11 protein-coding genes are annotated in these 26331 nt (G+C 68.6%); 5 read left to right on the top strand and 6 right to left on the bottom strand.

Annotated features, from left to right (window positions below; genetic code table 11):
• Positions 1-338: 338 nt before the first annotated feature.
• On the bottom strand, positions 339-5774 hold the full coding sequence (locus tag CRD59_RS06355; RefSeq protein WP_145961768.1) for an Ig-like domain-containing protein: 5436 nt from the start codon (positions 5772-5774) through the stop codon (positions 339-341).
• Positions 5775-6107: 333 nt separating this feature from the next.
• Positions 6108-7931, bottom strand: a complete 1824-nt coding sequence (locus tag CRD59_RS08290) for a serine/threonine-protein kinase (RefSeq protein ID WP_161522299.1) — start codon at positions 7929-7931, stop codon at positions 6108-6110.
• 333 nt (positions 7932-8264) lie between these two features.
• On the opposite strand from CRD59_RS08290, the gene CRD59_RS08195 reads away from it, so the two are divergent.
• The 5 genes from CRD59_RS08195 to CRD59_RS06385 all read left to right on the top strand — a co-directional run bounded on the left by CRD59_RS08195 (position 8265) and on the right by CRD59_RS06385 (position 21700).
• Positions 8265-13037, top strand: a complete 4773-nt coding sequence (locus tag CRD59_RS08195) for a PD-(D/E)XK nuclease family protein (RefSeq protein ID WP_161522300.1) — start codon at positions 8265-8267, stop codon at positions 13035-13037.
• A complete protein-coding gene (locus CRD59_RS06370) occupies positions 13034-17401 on the top strand; it encodes an ATP-dependent helicase (RefSeq protein WP_330849136.1) in 4368 nt (1455 codons plus the stop codon). Before CRD59_RS08195 ends, CRD59_RS06370 begins: the two co-directional genes overlap by 4 nt.
• A 115-nt stretch (positions 17402-17516) precedes the next feature.
• Positions 17517-18254 (top strand): GNAT family N-acetyltransferase, encoded by a 738-nt coding sequence (locus CRD59_RS06375; protein ID WP_113853859.1) that lies wholly within the window; start codon positions 17517-17519, stop codon positions 18252-18254.
• On the top strand, positions 18251-19597 hold the full coding sequence (locus CRD59_RS06380) for an MFS transporter (protein WP_113853860.1): 1347 nt from the start codon (positions 18251-18253) through the stop codon (positions 19595-19597). The genes CRD59_RS06375 and CRD59_RS06380 overlap by 4 nt, the downstream gene beginning before the upstream one ends.
• 219 nt (positions 19598-19816) lie before the next feature.
• Entirely contained in the window at positions 19817-21700 is a 1884-nt protein-coding gene (locus CRD59_RS06385; protein WP_201736570.1) for a ribonuclease J, read from the top strand.
• A gap of 271 nt (positions 21701-21971) precedes the next feature.
• Here the strand turns inward: CRD59_RS06385 and CRD59_RS06390 are convergent, their stop codons facing one another.
• From CRD59_RS06390 to CRD59_RS07985, 4 genes are all read right to left on the bottom strand, one after another.
• Positions 21972-22892 carry a lipase family protein gene (locus tag CRD59_RS06390; RefSeq protein WP_161522301.1) on the bottom strand — a complete coding sequence of 307 codons (921 nt, stop codon included), beginning with the start codon at positions 22890-22892 and terminating at the stop codon, positions 21972-21974.
• Between the two features lie 264 nt (positions 22893-23156).
• On the bottom strand, positions 23157-24686 hold the full coding sequence (gene argH / locus CRD59_RS06395; protein ID WP_113853862.1) for an argininosuccinate lyase: 1530 nt from the start codon (positions 24684-24686) through the stop codon (positions 23157-23159).
• A gap of 91 nt (positions 24687-24777) precedes the next feature.
• Positions 24778-26016, bottom strand: a complete 1239-nt coding sequence (locus tag CRD59_RS06400; protein WP_113853863.1) for an argininosuccinate synthase — start codon at positions 26014-26016, stop codon at positions 24778-24780.
• Between the two features lie 116 nt (positions 26017-26132).
• Positions 26133-26331, bottom strand: a 199-nt coding sequence (locus CRD59_RS07985; protein WP_161522302.1) for a hypothetical protein, incomplete at its 5' end; no start/stop codon positions are given.

A 26331-nucleotide genomic window follows, 5' to 3' on the forward strand; every position in this document is an offset into this window, starting at 1 on the left:
GGTCCTTGTCTCGTCCCCGACGCTTCCGTACCCGCCTGCACCTAGATGGACATTGTCATGTGTTCGGTCGCTGATGCGGGTCCTGTCGGGCAGGCTTCCGCCTTGTTCGGGACTGGGTTGCCGCCTGCCGGCCGGGTCTGTTCCTTCGCCCGGGCCGACCCTGGTAGCGTCCGCGATACGTTCGGTCGCCGCCCCCGAGCTTGGTTGAAGCGGGTCCAGCCGTCGGCAACCGCCGGGCCGTGCCCCTTTCGGCTGCGTGCGATTGGGCCCGGTGGGCATGCGGGTGGCGTCCGGCTGCAGGGTACGGTCATCCGGCCCTGTCGGCTCTTGTTTTTCATTCATGCCGGTCTCCTGCCTTCCAGGGTGATGATGCGGCGCGCGGTCGGGGAAAGTCCTGACCGGGCCTGGGTGCGGGTCACCGCCACCAGGGTGATGCTGCGTCCGATGAGGTCGGCCGGCAGATCCGCCCCGCCGCCGGTGGACGACCCATCCGCCTTGCAGGGATAGGAGACGGCGAACCGCCGCTGGTCCACCCCTGCGACAGTCAGGTCGACTGATTGGCAGGGCCGACCATGGGGATCGCCGGCACGGAGCCGGACCTCCACATGGCCGGGTGGCCATCCCGGCTGTCCTTGGATGATTTCGCCGAAGTCGGGAGCGTCCGGGCTGGACCAAGTGGCCCCGCTTGCGGCCGCCGCAGGTCCCCGCCCAGCCATGTTGCCGGCCTCCACGCTGACCGTGCATGTCCGGCCGGCTACCTGGTGGGCTACGACCATGCTCGCCTGGGTCGAAGTCGGCTCTCGGCCCAGGATCGTTCCGCAGCCCGGTCCGTCGGCACTGACCTGGTATCCGGTCACCCTGCTGCCCCTGTTCGCCGCCGGTCGCCAGGAGATGTGCAGCTCCTCCTGGTCTGTCCCGTCCACGACCAGCCCCTGCGGGGCCTCCGGTCTGACGTCGGGCCGTGCCGCCAAAGGGGCGGATGGCGGCGACCAGCCCTGGGCGTTGCGGGAGCGGACCGTCAGGCTGTAGACCTGGCCGTTGGACAGTCCGCGCACCGTGCAGGAAGTGGCCTGACCGCAGGGCTGTGTGCCGGTGCCTCCCGGCCCCTGGTAGGTGATCCGGTATTCCAGGATCGGCGAACCCATGGCCTCGCCGGGTCGCCAGGAAAGCGAGATGCTCCCATCGCCCGTGGAGACATTCCCGGCCAGCAATGTCGGCGGCCGAGGATGATTGAGAAAGTCAACGATGATTGTGCCCGACACCCGACGTGATTGCGCACCGCTGGCATCGGCGACCGTGAATGAGACGCGGGCGCCGGTCTCCTCACCCGGGTCCTTGGCTTCCAGTTCCAGCCAACCGCCCGAATGAATCCGGACGGAGAGTGTGCCGGTATCGCTGGACGCCTTGACCAGGGACAACGGTTGGTCGGGGAAGGGATTGAAGGCCCCTTCCAGGGCATCAATGCGGAGCCTGCGTCCGGCGGCGAGGGCGATCCGGCGTTCCGGCAGCGATGCCAGGGGCCTGCGGCTGGCGACGATCCGTACGGTCAGGCCGGTTTCTACCCTGCCGCCCGGGTAGCGGATGGTCAAAGGCAGGTGCAGACGCTTGCCCAAGGGGGCGTTCCGGCTGGCCGTCAGGGTCAATGCGCCGCCTGCTGTCAACCGGGCCGTGACCTCTCCGGAAAGCCCGGGACTCGCATAGGTCAAGGCCCTGGTGCCGGCGGGGCCGTGCATGACCGTCAACCGTCTCAGCGAGAGCGTGTAGGGGGCACCGCCGGCCTCGACATCCACCGGGGCGGCGCTGAGGACGGGCGGTACGGCTCGGCCGCCATCCACTTCGATCGGGATGGTGAGCGTCGCCTGGTGGGGGCCTGCATGCGAATCCGCCGGCGGCTCGGACCGGATGGTGAAGCTGATGGACGCCGGGCCTGAGTAGCCCCGCGCCGGTCTGAAGCGCAGCCGCTCCTGGTCGAGACAGGGGTCCGAGCCGTCTGATCGGCTGGCGGTGACCGATTGGGTGGAGGCCAGGCGTATCCGTTGGCCCGGACCGGCCTGCACCCAATCCGACAGGGTGATTGTCAGGCCGCCATCCGCCTTGACGTGCAAGGGGTGTGCATGGGTTTTCAGGGCCGGCGGCATGTCGCCGTAGGCGGGCAGGTGGATGAGCCCGGTGGCGCTCAGGCCGTAGCGGGCATTGGTCACCGTATAGGGGATCGTGCTGGCGCGTTCGCCCAGGACGGCGATCAGAGTGCGCGAGTCGGGTCCTCCCTCGAGCCTTGCCTGCCCGTCGGACCCTTCACCCAAGCCCAGGCGCAGGTCGTTTTCGGGACCCGACGGGTTGGCGATCCTGCCGCGCACGTCCAGACTGACCTCCCGCCCCCTCCACCGGTCATTGGGCCCTGGCTGCAGTTCGGCGGCCAGGGGAGGCAGGATAGGCGCCGTAGGGCTGGTCGTCAGGCGCAGGGTGGCCTGGTCGATGGCGCCTTCATGGTCCCGGACCGTATAGGTCAGATAACGTTCGCAGGGTTGGTCGGGGCTGGTTAGCCGGATTCGTCCGTCGACGACGCGGGTTTTGAGTCCGGCGGTCCCGCCCGCAGGCAGGACCGAATCCAGACGTGGTTCCAGGCCGTCTGCGGTCAGGTCGTTGGCTGTCACCGGCAGGTCCGCCTGGACGCCCGGCCGCAGCTGTATATGATCGTCCCGGGCCATCGGGGCACGAGTCTGTCCGCCGGCGGTCACACCGACGCGGACGTGGCCCTGGCTGCGCCGGCCGGTCCAATCCTCCACCTGATAATCAAAACCGTCCTGTCCGTTCGCATCCGGATAAGCCTCGTAGGTCAGCCAATCCCCGCCGAACTCCACGATCCGGCCCAACCGTGGGCGGTGCTCGCCCAGGCCGATCAGCTGGAGGTCATCGCCGTCCGGATCGATGCCGGTCAGATCCACCTCGACGCGGGTACGTCGGCCCGCCTGGGCCCCGACCCGCAAGTCCCTGGGCTGGCTGGGCGGCTTGCCCTCAGAGTGGTCCGGGTGGATGTCGATGTCAATGGAACCGGTCGTTTGACCGCCCTGCGGGTCCGTGACCGTGTAGGTCAGTGTCATGTGTCCCTGGCCGCCGTCCGCAAGGAAGCGGACCCGCTGGCCGCTGACGAAGGCATGGCCCTTGGCTCCGGCGGGGGCGGCCGAGAGCTTGGGGGAGAGGCTGAGCGGGCCGGTGGCCCCACCATGGACGTGGTCGAGGACCGGAATGGACAGGCTGCCGTGGGAGCGGACCGTCGCATGGACGGGTTCGGCGACCAGCGTCGGGGCCGCTGAACCTGCGGTCTGGGGGAGGATGGTGATGACGCCGCGACTGGACCCCGCCCCGTTGGCAGCCCGATAGCTGATTGCCAGTGGACGCTCCAGGCTCCGCTTGACTTCGATGTGGACCCTGCCGTGGTCGGCGATGCCCGCTTTGACGCCTTCCGTCTCCCCCGTATCCACGTCGGCCAAGGTCAAGGGGCCTGCCGCCGGGTCGCTGTCGTTGGCCAGGGGGTCCAGATAGGCATGTCCCGACCCGTCCAGGATGGCCACATCGTCGGCGGTGACCGGACGGGCCTTGCCGCCATGTCCTGCAAACGCCTCCACACGGAAGACGCCTTGGGTTTTCCTCCCTCCCTGGCTGACCGTATAGGGCAGGTAATGGTCGCCGGTGCGATCAGGATGGATTCGCAGGGCCGTGCCGCCGGGCAGGAGATGGGCCGTGATGCCGGCGTTTGCCTGTACGCCGTCGAGTCGCAGGGGCTGGTCAGAGCTGCCGTGGGCCAGGCGGTCCACGCTTATATCGGTGTCCTGTCCCATCGGGGCGCGTTCCACGACGGGATCCGCGAGCGCGGGCAGGCTGTGGGCGGGGGCGATCGGGCAGGTGATGGTCCGGCTGCCGCCGGCCCGCCCGTCCGTGGCTGTGACCTGTACCTGTGCCTGGTCGCCGGGATTGGCGGACGAGGTCAGCTCCAGCCTGCCGTCTCCGCGCATGGACGCGCTCACCCCGGCCGGCTGTTGGACCCGCGCGGATTGGAGGGCCAAGGGGTCTCCGTCCGGATCGGTGAAGCCGTCGAGGGCGTTCAGGACGACGGATCCTCCCGCCTCCAGCCGGCAGTCAGCGGCAGGGCCGGTGGCGGCGGGCGGCCGGTTTCCACCGGTGTCCACGATGTCGAGGATGATGCCGGCGGAGGATGAGTGCCCGCGCCCATCATCGACCGTATAGGAGATCCGTATTCTGCCGGGATCCATGCCTGCGGCGTCCACTTGCAGGTACCGGCCACCTGCTACCGCCGCCATGCCCAGGCGCCTGTCGCCCGCGCTCACCTGGCTGATGGCGGCCAAGGCGCAGCCGGTCTCCTGGTCGTTGGCCAAGGGGTCGAGCAGGGCCCTGCCGCCGGCCCGGATGCCGAAACGGTCGTCTTTCGCTGTGACCGAACCCGCGCCCTCCTTGCAACCGGTCGTCAGATCGTCCCGGGTCTTGGACTGGTCCCGGTCGTGGTTTTCGGACCGTGTGGGTCGCTCTTGTGCCGAATTCCAATCCAGGCGTATGGCCTGGCCTGAGCGTTGGGGATTCCAGACCGTGCCCGCCGCCGTGTCGTTCAGGACGACCTGTTGCTTGTTCGTGCGGAAGACCAGTCTGGCCCCCGGTTCGATGGAGTCCAGGCTCCGTACGGGTGTGGAGGGGTCGTCCAAGCCCGGTTCGGGGCCTCCAGTGCCAGGAGCTGCCGCCAGGTTAGGCGCATTTCCGCCCACCCCGCACAGGCGGGTGAAGTTACGTTCCCTGCTGGCCCAGGCCGCCCATAGGCAATCCCCCGAGGAGACCGGTTGGGCCGGTCGGCCGCTCGACCCGGTGGCGAGGGTGCGCAGGCCCCCTTCCGGGCGGTCCAGGTCCACCAGGAAGAGAGCGTTCCGGTCCGCTGCCGCCACCCAGGAGCCGGACTGGGCTTGGTCGACAGGCGGGGCCTGGACCTCGACCGGTCCCTGGCCCGGCAGGTGGACGCGGCCACCCCGCCAGAACAGGTTCCTCCCCGAGAGGACGACCGTACGGCCCTGCACGACGGTCAGTGCATCGGCGGCCATGTGGTGGCCGGCTGTCAGGGAATACAATTCATGCGCCGGTCCGTCAGGGTGTTCCAGCGCGAGGATGGTGCCGTCGTCAGGCCGGTAGCCGTAGACCGAACCGTCCGCCGCCATGGCCGCGCGGCCGCCGGCGCCAAGCTCCATGGCCGGCTGCGCACGGGCGGGGTCGAGGGGCGGCAGACGGGCGTCGTTCACCCAGAGCCGGCCGGTGCGTTCATCCACGACGGACAGGGTCCCCGCCGCCAGGAAGGGCCGCATGCCGGGGGCAACAGGTGTGGAGGCACCCGGTGACAGGCTGACCGGGTCGATGGAGGTCAGCCGGCGTCCCTGCCGCACTACGGTCCGCCCGCCGCTCTGTGCAAAGTCCAGGTCGGGGGAGGGTGTGCGAATGACCGCGTCGGTCTCCCGGATTCGGGGGTTGAATCGGGCCAGTTTGCCGTCATCGGCCGAAGCCACCCAGACCGTGCCGTCATCCAGGTCCCTTTCCTGGCGGGTGCTGACCCTGACCAGGACAATCGCCGCGACCGCCGCCGCGGCCAGCAGCAGGGCCATGAGGGGTCTGATCAGCCGTAGTGCCCGCCGACCGGTCTGCCCGCGCAGTTGCTCCGACCCGCCGGCATACCGCCGCACAATGCCTTCGTCCGCCATCGCCGCCGCCCATCCTCGTTCCATGTTCGTGGAGCCAGCGTATGCCGTGCGATCGCTGACGAAGGCGCCTGGCCGTGCTTGTGGTCGAATGTGCCCAGGTGTGGTCGAATGTGCCTCCGGGGGCGCCGTTGCAGGGATATGGGGGGCGGAAAGGCCGATTGGAGGGGCAGGAAACCCGCCTTGCAGGCTTGGTTGTAAGGAAGCCGAGGTTGCATGGATGGCCAGGCCGTTACCGGAGATCAGCGGGAACTACCGGCGATGACTCGACGCAATTTTCGGGGACAGGGGGAGGGTAATACCTCCGGCATTGTGCTTGATAATTGAGGGGGATCCCCCCCCCCCCCCCGATGGGGCTATTCAGGGCCGGCTGGCGCACAATCGGGTGGGATGGTCTGAGACCCTCTGGTCGGCTCGGACCAGGGCCACTTGGATGCAGACGGTCCCCTCCTGGCCGCCCGGGATCCGGGCCTGGGGCTGGTCGCTTTCCTGGGCGCCCTGCCAGTCCGCCGGGGAGGTCGTTGGGGCTTGAGCGGCGGCGGGCTTCCAGATGTAGCGGTCCCCGTCCCTGGGGTCCGGATTGGACCAGCTGAAGACCGCTGTAGTCCCCTGCCAAACCGCCTGGCCGCCGGTCACCGTCGGCACCGTGGGGGCGGGCTGGGCGGCTGGCCCGTCATTCCCGGCGGAGGCCGTCGTTCGGCTGGCCGTCGATGTCGCAGGCTGGAAGCCGCCGCCACCGGCCTGGCGCGCAAGACCGGCGCCGCCCCCTATACCAAGGGCGGTGACGAGCAGGCCAGTCAGAACCAGGCGGGGCAGGCTCCATCCGGCTAGCCTCCGGCCGCCCGGCCCTGCAACGGAAGCGTCGGACAGGGTCCGGGCATGGGACGGTCGGACCGGTTCCCAGGCGTATCCGCCCTGCGCCGGCGCCGGCCGTCGGTCCAAGGCGGCCAGGCGGCCGCCGGCTCCTTCCGCCGACCGGGTACGCCCCCCATTCTCGCCGCTCTGCCGGGACTGCGCCCGCCTTGCTTGCTTGCTGCCGGGTGGGGCCGCGGCCCCATCGGCGCCGTTCGTGCCGGGCCCGCCGGACCCGGCCGCATGCGAAAGCCCGGTTCCACCGGTATCTTCGGATGTGTCTGCAGCCCTGTTCCCGTCCTCCTGCGCGCGTTCGTCCCACAGGCGCCCGGCCTCGCCCAGCTCCACCCGGCTGGGGTAGGGGTCGGCCCCCTGGGCGATCAGGGGAGTCATATGCCCATGGAGTCGGTTCTGAAGCACCTGCATGTCGCGCCCGAAGTCCAGGGCGGAGAAGTAGCGGTCATCCGGGTCGTGGGCCATGGCTTTGTCGAGCACCCGCTCGAAATCCTCGCTGACCACTCCCTGCCGCAGCCGGGGAGGGCCCTCGCGGCCGATCACCTCCATCAGTTCGTGTTCGTTGCGCACCCGGAAGCCGTACTCGTAGGGGGAGCGGCCAACCAGGAGCCCGAAGAGGGAGGCGCCCAGGGAGTAGATGTCGCTGGCTTCGGAGCCGCCGGACTTGTGGGCGATGACCTCCGGCGCGGCCCAGGGGATGGACAGGCCCCTGGCCGAGGACGCCATGTAGGTGGAGGCGGAGATGCCGAAGTCGGACAGGGCCGGCAGGCCGCCCCGCGTCAGCAGGAAATTGGCGGGTTTAACGTCGCGGTGGATGATGCCGGCCTGGTGGGCCGTGTACAGGGCGGAGGCCATACGCACGCCCAGGTCCAGGGCGCCCCGCTCGTCCAGGCGAGAGGTTTTCATGATTCGCTTGTAGTTGCCGCCCGGCGCGTACTCCATCACGATGTAGTCGCGACCGTCGCGGCTGACCCCGGCAGAGAGGATCGAAAGGATGGCCGGGTGCTCGGAGAGCCGGGCCATGAACGTGGCTTCCTTGAGGAAAAGCTTGTGCGATTGGCCGGAGGAGCGGCGTTTGCTTACTTTCACCGCCACAAGCCGTCGGGGTTCGAGTTGCCGGTAGAGGTGGACCCAGCAGGTGCCTCCCTCGCCAAGCGGGCGAAGATACTGGAATCCGCGGATTTCTGGTGCGCTCGGCCCAGCGCCGTCGCCCGGATCCAGGTTATCGTCCGGACCGGCGGGGCCGGGCACGCTCGCGGCTGCGGGCGTAGGGTTCAGGGAGGCCTGATCTGCGTTCTGCTGCTTGGCTTGCGGCACGAGCGCCTCCTCCCGGCTGTAGGGCTCTGTCCTGCTCTCTCCACTTCTTTCCTGCATTCTATGCGAGAGGGGGGAGCGGGCCGGCCAAGGGTGCGAGCGGTCTGCGGTCCCTTGGGCCGAATCTGACGGTGGTTCTGGCAGGCGACAACGCCGGCATGTCCGTTCCGCCTGCTCGGCTTTGCTTCCGGGGCCCGCCGCCGGATGGACAATCAAGGGTCCACGGCCGTGCGGGGTCCATCCGACGATTCGGGATCCGTGGTATGCGGCGCTTTCTGGCCGTATGGCGCATCCGGCCAGGGAATCTAGGACCATGGCGGACCTTAGGCTGGTGGTATGACGAAGGCGACGCAAGTGGACATGGATCAGGCCCTGGAGGCCGTCAGGCATCTGATCACAGGCGGACTGGCCCGGGAGGACGGGAAGTCGGCGGGCGCCCTGTGCCTGGCGGGTCCGCCGCGCTCGGGCAAGACGACCCTCGCCTTGGAGGCCCTGCTGGCCGGATTGGCGGAATTCGGCGACGGAGGAGCCGCGATGGTGGTCTCCGGCCGTCACGCCGCCGACCAGATCAGCCGTGCGGTCATCGCCCGGCGGGGAGCGTCCGGTCAGACCCGGCCCGTCGGCACCGTGCAGGCGCTCGCCTTCCGCTTTCTTTCCCGCCACTGCGAAGGGGAGCCGGGCCGGCCCCTGCCCAGGCTGCTGAACGGGGCCGAGCAGGACGCCCTCCTGCGCCAGGTCATGGCCAGCCACATCGCCCATGTCCAGGCCGGAGACGACTGCGCCTCCTGCCGGCTTCTGGAGCGATACTTCGCAGCAGAGACCGGCTGGTCGGGAATCCTTACCAAGCCCGGGCAGGGGAATCCGGACCTGGCCGACCGAGTTGATGACGACTTCATCGCCCAGCTGCGCGACACCATGGCGCGCATGACCGAGCTGGGCCTGGACCCGCTGGACCAGGACCCGGTCCTGGACGCCCTCGCCCGGCAGGGCCTGGACCTGGATGCGCGCGACCGTCTGAACCTTCAGTGGCGGCTGGCCTTCGCCCTCTGGCGCGAGTATCTGGAGGCCGTGGACAAGGGGTACCCGGGTGAATACCGGCTCGATCCCTCCAAGCTGATGGTGGCCGGCAGGCAGGCCGTGGAGGAGGGCTTGGACCTGGATCTGCCCCGGCTGCTGGTGGTGGACGATTGGCAGGACCTGACCATGGCCGGCATGGGCTTCGTGCAGGCCCTGGAGGGGCGTGGGGTGCGACTGTTGCTGGTGGGCAACCCCGACGAATCCGTCCAAGCCTTCCGTGGATCCTATCCGGAGTTCCTGTCCGTGCGCATGGGCCGCGTCGCCCCGGACGGCCCGGTGGACGGCGCAATCGGTGAGGCCGCACTGGCCGAAGCCCTCCTGCCGCCTGACCTGGGCTGCCTGGGGGCGGTCTGCCTGACGCTGCCCTATCGGCCCATCACGCAGCCCTCCGCCCCTGCTGGCGGCGAGGACGATACGAACGTAGCCGGGGAAGGTGGCGACAAGGCCTCCGCCGGGGCGCAGGAGAGCCCGGATGCCGCTCCGACCGCAGCGGACGCCACTTCCTCCCCGTACGCTTCCTATGCCGACCTGCTGGCCGCCCGGGTGAGTCTGAGCATCCGCAGCGAGGAGCACGACGATCGTGCCGTCCGCGACAGACCAGGCAAGATGCCCGACCACCCCGGCGCCATGCCCATCGCCCCCCTGCCTGCGGATGGGGGACTGCCGGCGGATGGCTCCGTCTCCACCCGGCTTTTCCACACCGCGGACCAGGAGGAGGACGACCTGGTCTGGCAGGTCAAGCACGAATTCCTGAGCGGCCGTTGGGACTGGAACGACATGGCGGTCATCGCACACGACAACGCCACCGTGCGCTCCATCGGCCTGAGGCTGCGGGCCGAGGGCGTGCCGGTGCGCTACTCCTCGATAGCCCGGCCCCTCAAGGATGAACCCGTGGCGCGCGGCCTGTTCGCCCTGATCAACCTGGCCCAGGCGCGCATCGGTCATGCCCCGGCGATCCGGACGCTCGCGGCCGTCGACCAGGCCCGCTGGCTGGCCGAACAGCTGCGGACCCTCCTGTCCAGCCCCCTGCTCGGGGCGCCGTTGCCCGGCGGTGGGGCGATGCGTCCGGTCAGGGCCGGGCGCATCGCTTCGCTCTTGGATGTCCTGGTTTCGCTGACCCGTGTCGGTTCCCGGGACAATGCGGACGGACAGGCCGCCGCAATCGTGCAGGACGGTCACGCCGCCGGGTCCCCCTTGCCGTCCGGGCCCGGGCAGACGCCCGATTCGCCGCTTTCGCCGAACCCGTCGGAGCCCGCCGGACCTGCGGGAACGGCTGTGGCGGACCGGACGGGCGGGGCGGATGATCCATGCGCCGGGGTTGAAGGGCCGGTCGCCGTGCTGGCAGACATGCAGGAGGCTTGGGCTTCCTACGCCGTCGCCCGCCGACGGGAGCTGGATGAAACCCAGGCAGCCTCCGGCATCAGCGTCGACGACTCCCTGGTCACCCCGCCGGCCGGCACCGAGGCCCCGGTGCCCGAGCGCGCCTTGTCCGCCGAGGCCGTCTGCCTCCTCCTGCTCCTTGATGGCGGGACCGCCGGACCGGACCCGGTCGGGGAGCGGAGCAGCCTGCGTGATTCAATCATCGGCGCGCTCGCCGCCATCGCCAGCTCCCGCCATCGCGACCCCGACCTGACCGCCCTGAGCCGTGCGCTGGCCCTGGTTGATGGGACCGGCGAGGCATTCGACCGGCTCCAGGTCCAGACCGCCGAACCGGTCTACGCCCTATGGGAGGCCTGGCAGGCCGCCGGTGTGGCCGATCGTTGGCAGAACGAGTCCCTGGAGGCCAGCGAAGAGGGCGAACGGGTCAACGACCGTCTGGATGCCGTGATGAGGCTCTTCCAGTTCGCCGACTCCTCGCAGACCTTTGACAATATCAATGATTTCATGGCCCAGGTGGAGGGTATGCAGATCGAGGCGGACTCCCTGGCGCACGTGGGCCCGATAGAGCATGCGGTCAGCCTGACCACCCCCGCCGGCGCCTCCGGCCTTGCCGCCTCCTGGCCCTTGGTCTGGCTGCCGGCCCTCCAGGAGGGGGTCTGGCCCAACCTGGCCCCCAGGGGCACCCTCTTCGGCGCCGAGGACCTGGCCGACCTGATCCTGCACGGCCGGATCGGCCGGTCCGACCCCGGCGCGGCCGGTGGGCACGACCCCCGACTGGCCTCCACCCTCTACACCGAGGAGAAGGGTCTGCTGATGGCCCTGACGCGCGCACGTCGGCAGTTGCGGCTCTCCGCGGTCTGGAACGACGATACGGTCCCCTCGGAATTCCTCTACGGGTTCCTGCCCGAGCGATTCGTCCGAGTGGAGGACATGAGCCAGGCGGACTTTACCCCGGTGGGCGGGCAGGAGGGCGCTGCCGGTCTGTTTTCCGGCCTGGAGGTGGGTCCGCGCGGCCTGGTCGCCGCCGCCCGTTCCATCCTCGTCCGTCAGGGTCTGCAGCCGACGGCCCATGGCAGTGCGGATGGCGGTGTCGAGGGAGCCGATGGCGGCGACGGACCGGTGGATGCGGCCGCCGCCTCCGACGCGGCAGCCACCCTTCGTCTCCTGGCCGACCAGGGGATGGAGGAGGCCGACCCCGCCAATTGGCCCTTCCTCTACGCCCGCCGTTCGCCCGAAGAGGAGGACTGCCCGGATGGGGCGCAGGGCGGGACCGCACTCGCCGGCGCGGCCCCGGGTGCCGATGCCGTGCGCGTCGACGCGGCCGGTGGAGGACTTGCGGACGACAGGAGGAAGCGCCCTGTCCCTTCCGCGGCTGCTGCCAATGGCCAGGGGAAGCTGGCTCTGACCGAAGAGAACAGCGTGACATTGTCACCTTCCGCCGTGGATGCCATCTGGAGGTGCCCGCTCGAATGGGTCATGGGCAACCAATTCTCCGGCCCGCAGGCGGGTTCGGTCGCTATGGACTTCGGCAGCCTGATCCATCAGGTCGCGCAGGTGGCCGCCGACCGTGGTCTGGACATGCCGGACCGGGGGCGGCTGGGGTCGGACGCGGTCGGAGACGGCGAGCTGATAGCATCCACCACCAATCAAATGATGGATATATACCATCAATTGGCGGCCGCCTTCCCCGTTTTCCCCGCCCCCGAGGACGCCTATGACGTGCGCAGGCGAGACGCACAGGTCCGTGGGACCCTGACCAATATCGCCTCCTACTTCGTGAACTCCGCCAAGAGCGACTATGCGCAGGACCATAAGCCGAAGATCATGGTCGGCGAGCTGCTGGGATCCGAGCAGGAGCAGCAGTTCCGCGCCTCCTTCACGCCAGGGGATTTCGCCGGTGTCTGGAACGCCAGCTTTTCTGACCGGCAACTGGGGCAGGAGGGGTTCTTCGCCCTGGCCTCCGCACTGGTCGGGGGCTTCCCGCAGGCCCTGCGTCCCGATACCGCAATCACCCTTTCCGGTCGAATCGACCGGCTGGAGCGTCGCGACATCGCTGGCAGGACCTGCAACCGCCTGGTGGATTACAAGACCGGCAGCCGGGGGCACACCGGGCCGGCGGTGTTCAACGACCTCCAGCTGGTCTGCTACCAGCTGGGTCTGGCCTACCAACGGGAGGACGACGTGGCCGAGGGGGTGGCCCCGGACCGGACCGGACCGCGCATGCCCTCGGGCGACCCGGTCAGCCAGGCCGTCCTGTTCGACGTCTCGGCCCATCCCGCCCCGGCCTGGGTCCGTACCGCAGAGGCCTCCTATCAGCCCGCCCTCTTCCGGGACGGCCGCCTTAATGGCGATTTCGCGCCCCGCTACTACCTGAAGGAGTTGCAGCGAATCGCCAGACCAGACCCGCTGCCGTCCGACCCGCCCCTGGGAGTGAGCGGGGAGATATGGGACTTTATCAAGCAAATGCAGCATTCGCAGGCGGTCTGGGCCCTGACCATGATCGCCCGGGTCCTGTTCGCGGCCGGGGTCAAGCTCTCAGCCGGCCGTCAGGACGCGGTCTTCGATGCGGACCGCTGCCACAACAAGGGGCGGGACGGACGGTGCCCGGCCTGGAGGAGCCTGGCCGGCTCGGTGATGGAGGATCAGCGATGAGCGTGCAGGACACTATGCGGAACACCCCGGAACAGGCCGCGATCATCGGCGCCGAGCCGGACGACGACCTCCTGGTGGTCGCCGGTGCGGGCTCGGGGAAGACCAGGACCATGACCAACCGGATCGTGGCCCTGATCGGACGGGGCGTGCCCCCCGAGTCCATCCTTGGCCTCACTTTCACCAACAAGGCAGCCTCCGAGCTGCTTTCACGCGTTTCCGCGGCCGTCGCCGCCGGCGGCGGGGAGGCGAACGGCGACCCCAACCGCATCTTCCTCAAGCCCGAGGTGCGCACCTACGACGCCTTCTTCCAATCAATCGTGCGTCAATACGGGCTCCTGGTCGGCATGGACCAGGGGACCCGGCCCCTGAGCGAAGCCGGCGCCTACCAGCTGGCGGCCGACGTGGTCAAGGAGCACCTGGACCTGATCTTCCCCCGGCACCCGGATGGTGAACCGGGGGAGGGAGCCGGGACCGGACCGGAACCGTCGGCCGACGAGGACCAGGGCGCATTCAAGTCCACTGTCGGGGAAGTCCTGGCCCTCTCCCGTGCCTGCTCGGACGCCATGATCAGCCGGGACTGCCCCTCATTCGAGGACGCGGTGGCACGGGTCCGAGCCTGGGACAAGGCCTTCCTGGGGCATCTGGATGCCCTGATCGGCACCGACCGGGTGCCCGACCGCTGCCCGTCCAAAGCCAAGACGAGCCTGCCTACGAAGACCGGCGGTTCATCCGGGCAGACCCTGGCCGAGCAGTTGGGCGATATGCGCCTCGCCCGGCACGGCTTCCGCCTGGTCAAGGCCGATGAGCTGCGCCGTACGGTGCTCAAACGCGAGCGCCTGCTCACCCTCGCCGAACGCTACCAGGAGGCGAAGCGGGAGGCGGGTATGGCCGAGTTCTCCGATTTCACCCTGGCCGCCTTCCAACTGGTCACCCGATTCCCTTCGATCGGCGCCATCTACCGGCGGCGGTTCACGCACGTGTTCCTGGACGAATACCAGGACACCTCAACCACCCAGGCACTCCTGCTGGCCGCCCTCTTCCACCCCCGGGACACGGCCGGTGGGGAGGGCGGCGAGTCCGGGAGCCCGGCCGGTGGGGCGGCACCGGACCAGGAGGGGCCGCGCCGGTCCGCGGTCACTGCAGTGGGCGACCCCTTCCAGTCCATCTATGCCTGGAGGGGGGCCAGCCCCGGCGCCTTCAAGACCTTCCAGCGCGAGTTCGGCATGGACCAGGCCGCCGGGCGGGGCTTCGGCGTCCTGGACCGGGACCCGCTCACCCTCTCCAGGACCTTCCGCAATGCCCGGCTGATCTTGGACGCCGCCAACCGGCTGACCCGTCCCCTGCGCCCGGCCGACAAGGATTCCAAGCCCGCCTCGGACGGGCCTGGGTCCAGCGCCCGCCTGCGCGAGGTGGCTGTGAAGCCCTTGGATACCCGCCCCGAAGCCGATCAAGGCACCCTGGGCCTGCTTGGATACGGCACTCTGGGCCAGGAAATCGACGGCGTGGTCCGCTTCGTCCGCTGCGCCGTGGCCGCCCACGCCCACCCCGACCCGCAGGGGGTGGACAGGCAGGCCCCGCATGCGGCGGTCCTCTTCCGCTCCAAGAACGCGATGGCCGATTACCGGAAGGCGCTGGAAGCGGCCGGTTTGAGCGTCCAGGTGGTGGGACGCTCCGACCTGCTCGACCGCGCGGACGTGACGGACCTGATGGCTTTGCTGCGCCTGACCTGTGATCACACCGACTCCGCCTCCCTCCTGCGCCTGCTGGCCTCGCCGCGGTTCGGCATGTCCGCCGGCGATCTGTCGGCCCTGGCCGACCTGGCCGCGCAGCTCAACCAGGAGAGCCAGTATCGGGCCCTGGTGCAGGCGGGGTTGGTTCCGGACGGACTGTCCGGCTCCGATCTGGGGCGGGCCGTCCGCGACCATCGCGACCACCTGTCCGCCGGGGTTTTCCTGGTCGATGTCCTCCTGGGCGACGACCTGCCCAAGTTGCTCGCCGGACGCCGGGCTTCCCGAATCAGCCCCCGTGGCCGTGACCTCCTGCTTAAGGCCGGGGGGGTCCTGGCGCAGGCCCAGGCGCAGTCCTCTGCCCCCCTTCGGCAGGCTGTCTTGGCGGCTTCCCGGGCCCTGGGCCTGGATATCGACCTGGTCGTGGCCCAGGCCATGGCCAGCCCGGCCGGACCCATCGACGCCTCGGCGGCCAAGGCCGGTCTGGGCGCCTTCCTTCAGCAGGTGGATGCCTACTCCCAGGAGCTCCCCGAGGGAGTGTCGGCCAGCCTGCCCGGCTTTGTGGCCTGGATCGACGCCATGGGCGACAACAGTCCCCAGGAGCCGGATTCCGGTATGGGGGCGCATGCGGACGTGGTTCTGATGACCATCCACCAGGCCAAGGGCCTGGAATGGGACGCCGTGGTGGTAGTCGGCCTGAAAAAGGACGGTTTCCCCAGTGGCAGGGGGGATAGGTTGAAGATCGAGCCCGCCAGGAGTGCAGATGGGCGGGACACCAAGGACGGGTCCATGGCCTACGAAAGCACGGCGCGGACCTGGCTTGAGGAAGCCACAGCCGTTCCTGTCCCCATCCGCGCGGACGCTGCGATCCTGCCGAGGTTCCCGCATGACGCGCCGGCCGATCTGAGTCCTGAAGAGTCCTTGGAGGGGCTGGACCTGACCTCACTGGAGGATGAGGCGTTCGGCTGTCTGCGCACGACCACCGGCTTTGTGGACGATGCCGCCTGCAGCATCAGCCCGGACGGCAGGGAGGTCGAGGTGGATCGGGCCGCGGTGCCGGACTATCTGACCCAGCCCCAGGAGTACGGCCGCCGTCTGCACAATGATGAACGCCGACTGGCGTACGTGGCCCTGACGCGCGCCCGCCACGACCTGTTGATGACTTTCAGCGTCCAGGGCGCCGACCTGAATCCGGCCCTGCTCGCACCGGACGCGGATGGGGCCGCCCAGCCGGGGCGATCGGGTAAAGAGCCGAAGGATCCTCGACAGACGATACTGGACAAGGCGTCGAATTTCTGGACCGAGCTGGAGGCCGAATACTCCGGGTGTTCCGAGGCGGTGACGGCGGGCGAGGCCTGGCGGACGGCGAACCATGGTGGGGACGGCCAGGGACCGCAGTCCCAGCCCGAGCGCCTGTTTCCCCAGGGCTGCTTCCTGGGCGAACGGGCAGGGTCTTACGAGAAGGCCGTGGTTGGGCAGGCCCTGGACCAGGCCCCCCGTCTGGACAGGCCCGACAGCAGCGGCCAGGCGACCATCTGGCCGGTTGAGCTCAGCGGCCGGCTCCGGCGGGCCCTGGAATCCGCCGCCCATTCCTATGCCGGGGCACGGCCCCGCCAAGCCTTGCCGGACGGCGGCCTGCCGGAGGAGGCGGCCCAAGGCTCCCTCTACGCCCACGCGGTCCGGCTGATGACCATGGGTTCGGGCCGGCTGGGCGTCCGGGGCGACCTCCTCGTCCGTGACAGCGAAGCCCTCAAACGGGTGGGTGCACAGGTCCTGGGACGCTCGGCCCAGTCCGTGACCGCCATCCAGGCCCGCTCCGGGGCCTTGGACGATCGCCAGGAACGGCGGTACTGGAGCAGTGTGGTGCGCCCCCTGCCGCGCGTGGCCTCGCCGCTGGCCCAGGCGGGCACCCTCTTCCATGCCTGGGCGGCCGAGTTCATCCTGCCCCGGATCCTGCCGGACAGCGGTGCCCTGGATTCCATGCCGGACGGGCGGCCGGTCGATCCCTATGCCCAAGCGGAAGGACCCGGGCGGGAGGAGATGGAGGACGGAGCGGGGCCCGCGCTTGCGGGGCTCACCGGCGACCAGCTGGAACGGCGCAAGGGGCTCCTGGCCGAACTGGAATCCGGCCAGGCCGCGATGTCGGAGGGCTCCGGACCCGACAGGCCCGCGCCCCTCGCCGCGCCCAGGACGGCCGAGGCTTCCGGCGATCCTTCCCTGCTCGTCTGGGAGCGTCGCCTGGCGACCTCGGAATGGGCCGGCCGCGATCCGGTCTGGGTGGAGCGCCCCATCGTGGCCGTCCTGGCCGGGCAGATCGTCAAGGGCAAGCTTGATGCGGTCTTCGCTGGAGGCTTAGACCCCGCCGATGGCTCCAAGCGATATACGATCGTCGACTGGAAGACCGGCCATCGGCCCCGCACAGCCGATGAGCGCCGACTGAAGCTGGAGCAGCTGGACCTCTACCGGCTCCTGCTTTCCCGGATGGAGAACATCCCGCTGGCGTCCATCGACGCCTGTCTTTACTATGTAAGTGAGGACGATTCCTCTCAACGTTCGATACCCGCGGAGCCCAAGAGCGGGCAGGCGATAGAAGACCAGATACGGTCGGGGCTGCCTCGGTGGCAGGACGACGACTGAGCCTGCGGAGCCGTGTCAGCGGAACCCGGCCTGGCCTGCGGGAGAGCGGCAGAGGACGCCCGAACCAGCGGCGGCACAGCCGAAGACAGCGATTGAACGCGGGTAGCGAAGCACTATGAACGACAGCGCAAACAATACGGTACAGGAGGCTCGGCAGGGGCTGAGCGTCGGCATCCGGGACATGACCTGGGCGGATGTGGACAGGGTGGTGCGGGAGTTCGACCGTACCTGGAGCCAGAACGACAGCGATGACCCGACCATCGGCAGTCTGGACGCCCGGCATTTCGTCATGCACTACCTGGTCGGCAGCACCCGGGCCCGGATAGCCGAGCTGGACGGGCGGTTCATGGGCGTCACCCTCCTGGGTGTGGCCGGGCGGCCTGTCCGTTTCGAGCGTTCCCGGGGCGGTCTCGAGGACGTCGACAGCAGGCTGGCCGGCAGCCCGGAGGGGGCCCGGAGCCTCAGGAAGATGGAGTCCTGGCACCACCTTGAGGACGCGGTGGAGGACTCCGCCGGGGTCAGGGACCAGGCCGGTGCCGAACTGAAGCTCTTCCTGGTCTCCGCCGACGCGCGCGGCCATGGGGTGGGCGGGGCCCTCTGGCGGGATATGCTGGACTACCTGCGTGGAGAGGGCGTCGAACGCTTCTTCCTGCACACGGACTCCTCCTGCGACGTGTCCTACTATGACCACATCGGCATGGAGCGTCTGGCCGCCCGTTGGGGTGCCGACCATCCGGAGGAGGTCGACGAGCGCGACGGCTTCTACGAGGACATCTTCATCTATGCGGCTCCGGTCGCCGAGCAAGCGGCCCGCTGGGGCCTGGACGGCACTGACGGGGACGGAGGCCGATGAGCGAGCAGACCACCGCGCGCACCGGATCGCCTTACGTGGCCCTCTTCCGTCTGCCCGGCGCCAAAGGCTTCTGTGCGGCCGCAGCCATCGCACGCCTGCCGGTGTCGATGATGGGCCTGGGCATTGTGCTCGCCCTGAACCATATCTACGACAACTGGACCTCGGCGGGTCTGATGAGTGCGGTCTTCACCTTCTCCGCGGCCATCGTCACCCCCTTCTACGCGCGCCTGTTCGACCGGTTCGGCCAGCGGCGGGTGGGCCTGGTGGTGCTGGCGGTCCAGGCGGTGGCCATGCTGGCCTTCGCCTTCGGCGCGATGAACCGCATTCCGCTCGGCGCCCTGTTCGTCCTGGCCGTGGTCATGGGCCTGACCCAGTTCGCCTTCGGGGCCCTGGTGCGCACACGCTGGGCCTGGGCCCTGGCACCGCAAGGCGCCAGGGGCGAGGAGCTCCTGAACACGGCATACGCCCTGGAGTCGGGCGTGGACGAGTGCGTCTTCATCCTCGGTCCGATCCTGGCCGCATGGCTGGCCACCTCCGTCAACCCCGTGACCCAGCTTTTCGTGCCCGTGGCGGCCCTCCTGATCGGCGGCCTCGTCTTCTTCTCGCTGCGCTCGACGGAGCCGCCGACCGTCACCGCGGTTTCGCAAGCCCAGCTGGGGCGGGCGGGCCGGTCGGCGGCCTCCCCGGTCGATTCCGGCGGTGTGGTCCTACCCGGGGCCCATCAGGGCCGCTACAAGTCCAAAAGCGCCCTGTCCTACCCGGTTGTGCTCCTCCTCTTCGTCATCTTCGTGGTCTTCAACATGTCCTTTTCGGCGGTGGATGTGACCGTGACCGCCCTGACCAAGCAGATGGGCCGCGAGTCGCTCGTGGGCCTGCAGCTCTCCCTGATCGCGGTCGGCTCCCTGTGCGGCGCCCTCATCTTCGGCTCCGTCAAGCTCAGGGGATCGCGCTGGCGCTATCTGACGCTCTACCTGACCCTGCTCACCGTGGGATACGTCGGCTTCCGCCTGACCATGGGCAACCTGCTCCTGCTGGGTGCCGTCGAACTCGTCACCGGCCTGTGCGTCTCGCCCATCTACGCCATCGGCAACCTGATCGTGCGCGGCACGGTCGACTCCTCGGCCCTCACGGAAGGCCTGTCCTGGCTGTCAACCGGTTCCTCGATCGGTTCCTCCCTAGGCTCCACGCTGGCTGGTGTGGCCCTGGACGCCGCGGGCCCCGGCGGTGGCATGATGATCCCCTGGATCGTCACCGCCTGCGCGGTGCCGCTGGCCCTCGCCGGTTGGATATCCTCCCGTCGGCAAGCCGGCCGGGGCTCCCACGGCGTCCCGACGGTGCGGTAGCGTAAGTTGAGCGTATGATGCGCCGCCATCCGCCGGACCCGGTTTTCCGGGAATCCCGGAAGGCGCGCCTGAAGGTGTGAACAACGCTGTGTCCGGTACAGCACAATCCCCAGCCCTTCGCAAGGGCCCCGGTGGCAGCCGGCGGAACGCCGTGGACCCTGGGGCAGCACAACCGTCGCTCCCGCATAGGCGGGGGCACCAATAGGAATACAAGTGGAAATGGTAAAGAACAACACAACAGAAGACAGCAGTGAATCCAAGAACGGCCAGGCAGGCAGAACACGCTCGCGCGCCGGCGCCAAGGGCGGCCGGAGGTCCGGCGGTCGCGGCCAGTCGGGCTCGCGCGGCGGCCAGCGCAGGGGCGGGGCGCGCGGGGGGCGCAGGGACTCCAAGCCCCAGCAGCCGGCCCTGATCGCGCCACCCAAGTACCGCAAGGGCTCCATGCGGATCACGCCCCTGGGCGGCTTGGGCGAGATCGGCCGCAACATGAACGTTATCGAGTACAACGGGCACATACTCCTCATCGACTGCGGCGTGCTCTTCCCCGAGGAGGAGCAGCCCGGCGTGGATCTGATCCTGCCCGACTTCTCCTACATCAAGGACAAGCTGGACCAGGTGGATGCGCTCGTGCTCACGCACGGCCATGAGGACCACATCGGCGGTGTGCCCTACCTGCTCAACCTGCGCCCCGACATTCCCCTGATCGGTTCCAAGCTGACCCTGGCATTCGTCGACGCCAAGTGCGAGGAGCACCACCAGCACCCGACCGAGGTGGAGGTCAAGGGCCGCGACAAGCTCAAGGTCGGTCCCTTCAACCTGGAGTTCGTGGCCGTCACCCATTCCATCCCCGACGCGCTCGCGGTATCGGTGCGTACGCCTGCCGGCCACATCATCGACACCGGTGACATGAAGATCGACCCGCTGCCCCTGGACCGCCGCCTGACCGACCTGCGTGAGTTCGCCCGCCTGGGCGAGACCGGCGTGGACCTGCTCATGATCGACTCCACCAACGCCGAGGTCCCCGGCTACGTCAAGCCCGAGATCTCGATCGCCCCCGCCCTGGACAAGGCCTTCGCCGAAGCCCAGCGCAAGATCATCGTGGCCTCCTTCTCCTCGCACGTCCACCGTGTGCAGCAGGTTGTGGACGCGGCCCACAAGCATGGCCGCAAGGTGGTCTTCGCTGGCCGTTCCATGGTGCGCAACATGGGCATCGCATCCGACCTTGGCTACCTGCACCTGCCCGAGGACACGGTCGTGGACCTGAAGGAGGCGCACAAGATTCCCGACGACAGGATCGTCTACATGTGCACCGGCTCCCAGGGCGAGCCCATGGCGGCGCTCGGCCGCATCGCCGAGGGCACCCACCGCGACATCCACATCAACGAGTTCGACACGGTCATCATGGCCTCCTCGCTGATCCCCGGCAACGAGCACGGCGTCTACAAGGTCATCAACAAGCTGATCCGCCTGGGCGCACGCGTGGTCAACCGCGACAATGCGGCCATCCACGTCTCCGGCCACTCCGACGAGGGTGAGCTCCTGCACTTCTACAACATCGTGCAGCCCAAGTGCGCCATGCCCATCCACGGAGAGAACCGCCACCTGGTGGCCAACGGCCTGATCGCTGTCAAGACCGGCGTGGACCCGCAGAATGTGGTCCTGGCCGAGGACGGCGATGTGGTGGACCTCTACCACGGGCAGGCCGCGGTTGTGGGCTCAGTGCCCTGCGGCTACGTGTATGTGGACGGCGACACGGTCGGCCAGATCACCGATGAGGAGCTGGAGCAGCGCAGGATTCTGGGGACCGAGGGCTTCGTCTCCGCCTTCGCGGTCGTGGATTCCGAGATCAACGAGGTCGTCTCCGGGCCCAAGGTCTACCTGAACGCCATGGCCGAGGACGAGAGCGAGTTCCACGCTGTCGAGGACCAGATCGTGGCCCAGCTGGAGGACGCCATGGCCTCCGGCACCCATGACAACGTCAAGCTCCAGCAGCTCATGCGTCGCACGCTCGGTGGCTGGATCTCCCGCAAGCTCCACCGCCGTCCGGTGATCGTGCCGGTCGTGGCCGACATCGCCACCGACGTGCAGGAGAGCGCCAAGTAGGCGTTTGGTCGGTTTCTGCTGGCTGATTGCCTGGCTGGCCGCTGGCTGGTGGTCGGGAGACCACTGGTCATCCGGCAGGCGGTCGGGTAAACTGGCTGCTGTCTGACCGTCAGCCTGGCTGACATTTCGTAGGCAAAAGCCCCCGCCCAGGGTTCGCTCTGGCGGGGGCTTTTGTGTGTGCTGCATAGGTGTGCGGTATAGGCAATGTCCTGCACGTGGTGGGCTTTTGCATGCGGGGTCTGGTGTATCCCATGCGTATATGTCCCGCGGTTCAGACCTTGCCCGCCGTGGCCCAGGGGAGGAGCCGGATCCAGTCCCTGACCAACTGCCTGGCTAGTTGGATGGCCCGTAGGACCGGGACCCACGGGCTGATGGGCCGATGCGGGCGCCAGGCGGCCAGGCGCTTGCGCCGGTCGGACAGCCGCTGGGCCCAGCCGGCAGGTGCCTGGCCGGTCATGAGCGCGCCGGACCCGTCGAAGGAGAAGCCGCTCAGCCAGTGGCCCAGGAGGTCCTGCCCCTGGCCACACCAAACCACCCTCGCGCAGCGGTTGTCCCGCCCGGACAGCAGGTGGTTCAGGGGTCCGGTCAGCCGGTCGTTGGACAGCCGATAGTCCACCAGCCGCCCGTCGGCGCATGCCTCGGCGGCCGCCCGCCGCTCCCGCCGGTCCAGCACCCTCCAGGGGTCCACCGCGCAGAAGACCCGGGCCTGCAAGCCGTTTCGGATGGCCAGGAGCAGGGCCAGCCCACCGCCCAGACTGTGCCCGGTCAGGACAGGTTCCGCCTCCGGATGTCCGAGCTCCAGCGCCTGCCGGCGGGCCTGCCCCAGCAGGGTCCGGGCTTCCTTCGCCTGGCAGAAGGGGTTGCCCGCGGGCAGAATGAAGGTGCCGGGCGTGGCCCACAGGTCGTGGCGGGCGTCGTCCTCCAGGTTGGTACCGGCGAACACGACCGTCACATGCGCGCCGTCCGGCCGCTCCCGCCCGTCGTCCGGCGCCGCGACCAGCCCCTCGAAGCCATTGCTGGGGCTGAAGAGCGAATCCAACACCCAGTAGGCGCCCAGACGCTCGTCGTGGAAGTCATGCCGCCCGACCAGGGTGCGCTCGTCCCCACGCCCCACGCCGTATGAATACTGGCAGAGCAGGTTCAATTGATACAGGCTGAAACCGCCCGAATCGGCCGCCCGTTCCCAACCCATACCCGCCCCCATCCAGTACCGCGGGCCCATCGCCCGCCTTACCCTCTCAAACCACACGAGCCAGCCTTCTATTCCCAGCAGGGCGAGTTCACGGTGGGGCGGCGACAGGGTGCATGGGGCGAAAACCGGTAAAAGCCGAATACGCAGCAGATTACTCACATGAGGGGGCTAGCCGCTGAGTTGCGGTTCCGCGGCTGCGGATACAGGGGAATGGCCGAGTTTCCCTAGATACCTAAAGACCATGTAGCTTTGTCTTGATTTACGTTAACGGTTTCCATCCCAAGTTGCCGGGGACCTGTAGGCGGGGCCGTCGGAAGGGGTGGTGGAGAATTTGGTCAAGCGGGCGACTTCGGATTGGGCCTGGGCGATCTGCTCGGCCACGCGGGCAGGGGCGGTGCCGCCCGTGCCCTGCCGTGCCTGGACCGAGCCCTGGGTGGAGAGGACCTGACGGACCTGCGGCGCCAGGGAGTCGGGCAGGAAATCGGCGAAGGCCCGAACGAAGTCATCGTCGGTCAGGTCCCAGAGCTCCACGTCTCTGGCCTCGGCGATCTGCACGCAGGCACCGGAGAGTTCGTGGGCATGACGGAAGGGGACGCCCTGTTTGACCAGCCACTCGGCGATGTCGGTGGCCAGAGCGAAACCCGTGGGGGCCTGGGCTTCCAGGCGCTCGCGGTCGAAGGTCAGCGTGCGTACCATGCCGGTGAAGGCGGGCAGGACGGTCAGGAGGGTGTCCACCTGGTCGAAGACTGCCTCCTTGTCCTCCTGCAGGTCGCGGGCGTAGGCGGTGGGCAGGCCCTTCAGGGTGGTGAGCAGGCCGGTCAGATCGCCGATCAGGCGGCCGGCCTTGCCCCGGGCCAGCTCGGCGATGTCCGGGTTCTTCTTCTGCGGCATGATCGAGGAGCCGGTGGAGTAGGCATCGTCCAGGCGGACGAAGGCGAACTCCTGGGTGTTCCAGATGATGATCTCCTCGCTCAGGCGGCTCAGGTCCACGCCAGCCATGGCGGCGACGAAGGCGAATTCGGCGACCACATCACGGCTGGCTGTGCCGTCAATCGAGTTCTCGGTCACGCGCGAAAAACCGAGCTCTTCGGCCACGGCCTCCGGGTCCAGGCCCAAGGTGTTGCCGGCCAGGGCGCCTGAACCGTAGGGGCTGGCATCGGCGCGCTTGTCCCAATCCCGCAGGCGTTCCACGTCGCGCAGGAGGGGCCAGACGTGGGCCATGAGCTGGTGGGCCAGCAGGACCGGCTGGGCGTGCTGCATGTGGGTGCGGCCGGGCATGACCGTGTCACCTGCGGCCCGGGCCTGGTCGATCAGGGCCCGGGCCAGGTCCAGGAGACCGGCGGCCAGTGTGCGTGCTTGCCGGCGGAGCCAGACGCGAATCAGTGCCGCGATCTGGTCGTTGCGGGAGCGGCCGGCCCGAAGCTTGCCGCCCAGCTCGTCGCCGGCGATGGCGATCAGGCCGCGCTCCAGGGCCGTGGCCTCGTCCTCGTCGGTCTCATCGGGGACGAAGGCGCCGGAATCCACCTGGGCTTGCAGCTGGTCCAAGGAGGACTCCATGGCCTGCAATTCCTGCGGGTTGAGCAGGCCGGCCCGGCCGAGGGCGCGGGCATGGGCCCGGGAGCCGGCGATGTCGTCGTCCGCCAGCCGCCAGTCGAACTGGGTGGACTTCGACAGGGCCGCCAGTTCGGCGGAGGGGCCGGACCTGAAGCGGCCTCCCCACAGGGCCAAGCGCCCTTCGTGGTTGGCGCTCGCACCGCCGTATGGCGTGGTTTGTTCGTCCTGTCCCTGGCCCATTACGACTCCTTGTCCTTGCTTTTCCTCACTGCCCGCGTCCTCATGCGCTGTATATGCAAACGCCGCCGTATTCATCGCATATGGCTGACGCTCACGCCACCGTCTCGTCCGGCTCTTCGATGCCGTTTCCGAACCGTACATCGCGCGCCGCGGCCACCCGGGAGGGCAGGCCGTACAGGTCGATGAAGCCGTTGGAGGAGGACTGGTCGAAGGTGTCACCCGAATCGTAGGTGGCCAGCTTGTAGTCGTAGAGGGAGGCATCCGACTTGCGCCCTGTCACCACTGCGGTCCCTGCATGCATAATCATACGGATCTGCCCTGATACGTACCGTTGGGTGTCCTCGATGAAGGCGTTGAGGGATTTGACCGCCGGTGAGAACCATTGCGCGTCGTAGACCAGCTCGGCCCAGCGCTTGTCGATGTCGCGCTTGATCCGGTGCTGCTCGCGCTCCAGGCAGCAGTTCTCCAGCTCCTGGTGGGCCGTGATCAGCGCGACCGCGCCCGGGCACTCGTACAGCTCGCGGGACTTGATGCCCACCAGCCGGTCCTCGATCAGGTCGATGCGTCCGATGCCTTGGGCGCCGGCCCGCTTATTCAGCTCCATGATCGCCTGCAGGGGCGTGACCTTATGTCCGTCAATCCCGACCGGTTCGCCCTGCTCGAAGTCGATGACCACTTCATCGGGGTCACCGGACTCGAGGGGGTCGGCGGTGTAGGCGTAGCACTCCTCGGTCGGCCCGTTCCAGGGGTCCTCCAGGAAGCCGGTCTCAATGGCCCGGCCCCAGACGTTCTGGTCGATTGAATACGGGCTCTTCTCGGTCTGGACGATCGGCAGCTTGTGGCTGCCGGCGAAGGCGATCTCCACGTCGCGCGTCAGGGAGAGGTCGCGGATGGGGGAGATGGCCTTGAGTTCGGGGTCCATGGACTGGATGGAGACCTCGAAGCGTACCTGGTCGTTGCCCTTGCCGGTGCAGCCGTGGCAGACCGTGTCCGCTCCGAACTGGTGGGCCGCCCGCACCAGGTGCTTGGAGATGAGGGGCCGGGAAATGGCGGAAACCAGCGGGTAGACACCCTCATACATCGCGTTGGCCTTGAGCGCCGGCATGCAGTACTCGCTGGCGAACTCCTCGCGCGCATCGACCACATACGCCTCCACCGCACCGCAGTCCAGGGCCCGCTGCCTGATGGTGTCCAGCCCTTCGCCGCCCTGCCCCACGTTCAGCGAGACCGCGACCACGTCCTTGCCGGTCCGTTCCTTCAGGTACGGAATGGCCACCGAGGTGTCCAGCCCGCCCGAATATGCCAAAACAATACGGTTCTTGTCGCTCATGCCGGTCCTTCTTTCCCCGTTGCGTATATATCAATATACACTATAGCGCATATTTTTGCACGGAGAAACCGTTGGAGCACCGCCGAAGGGTCGGGGTTCGGAGGACAGTTCGCCGATCATCTGCCGGTTCGGCTGAATGCTTGGGCGCTATGCCGGCTGCGTGCCTCGTAGTGTCTGCGGCTGAGCCTGTGGGCTGTTGTGGTGAGGGCGGCCAGGGTGGTGAGGAGTAGGAGGGTTTCTCCGCTGAGTCGTTGGATGGGTATGCTGCCGGCTTTGGGTAGGGTGTATTGGTGGGTGTAGGTGTAGGTGAGTGGG

The organism is Bifidobacterium xylocopae, assembly GCF_003315615.1.
Taxonomy (GTDB): Bacteria; Actinomycetota; Actinomycetes; order Actinomycetales; family Bifidobacteriaceae; genus Bombiscardovia; species Bombiscardovia xylocopae.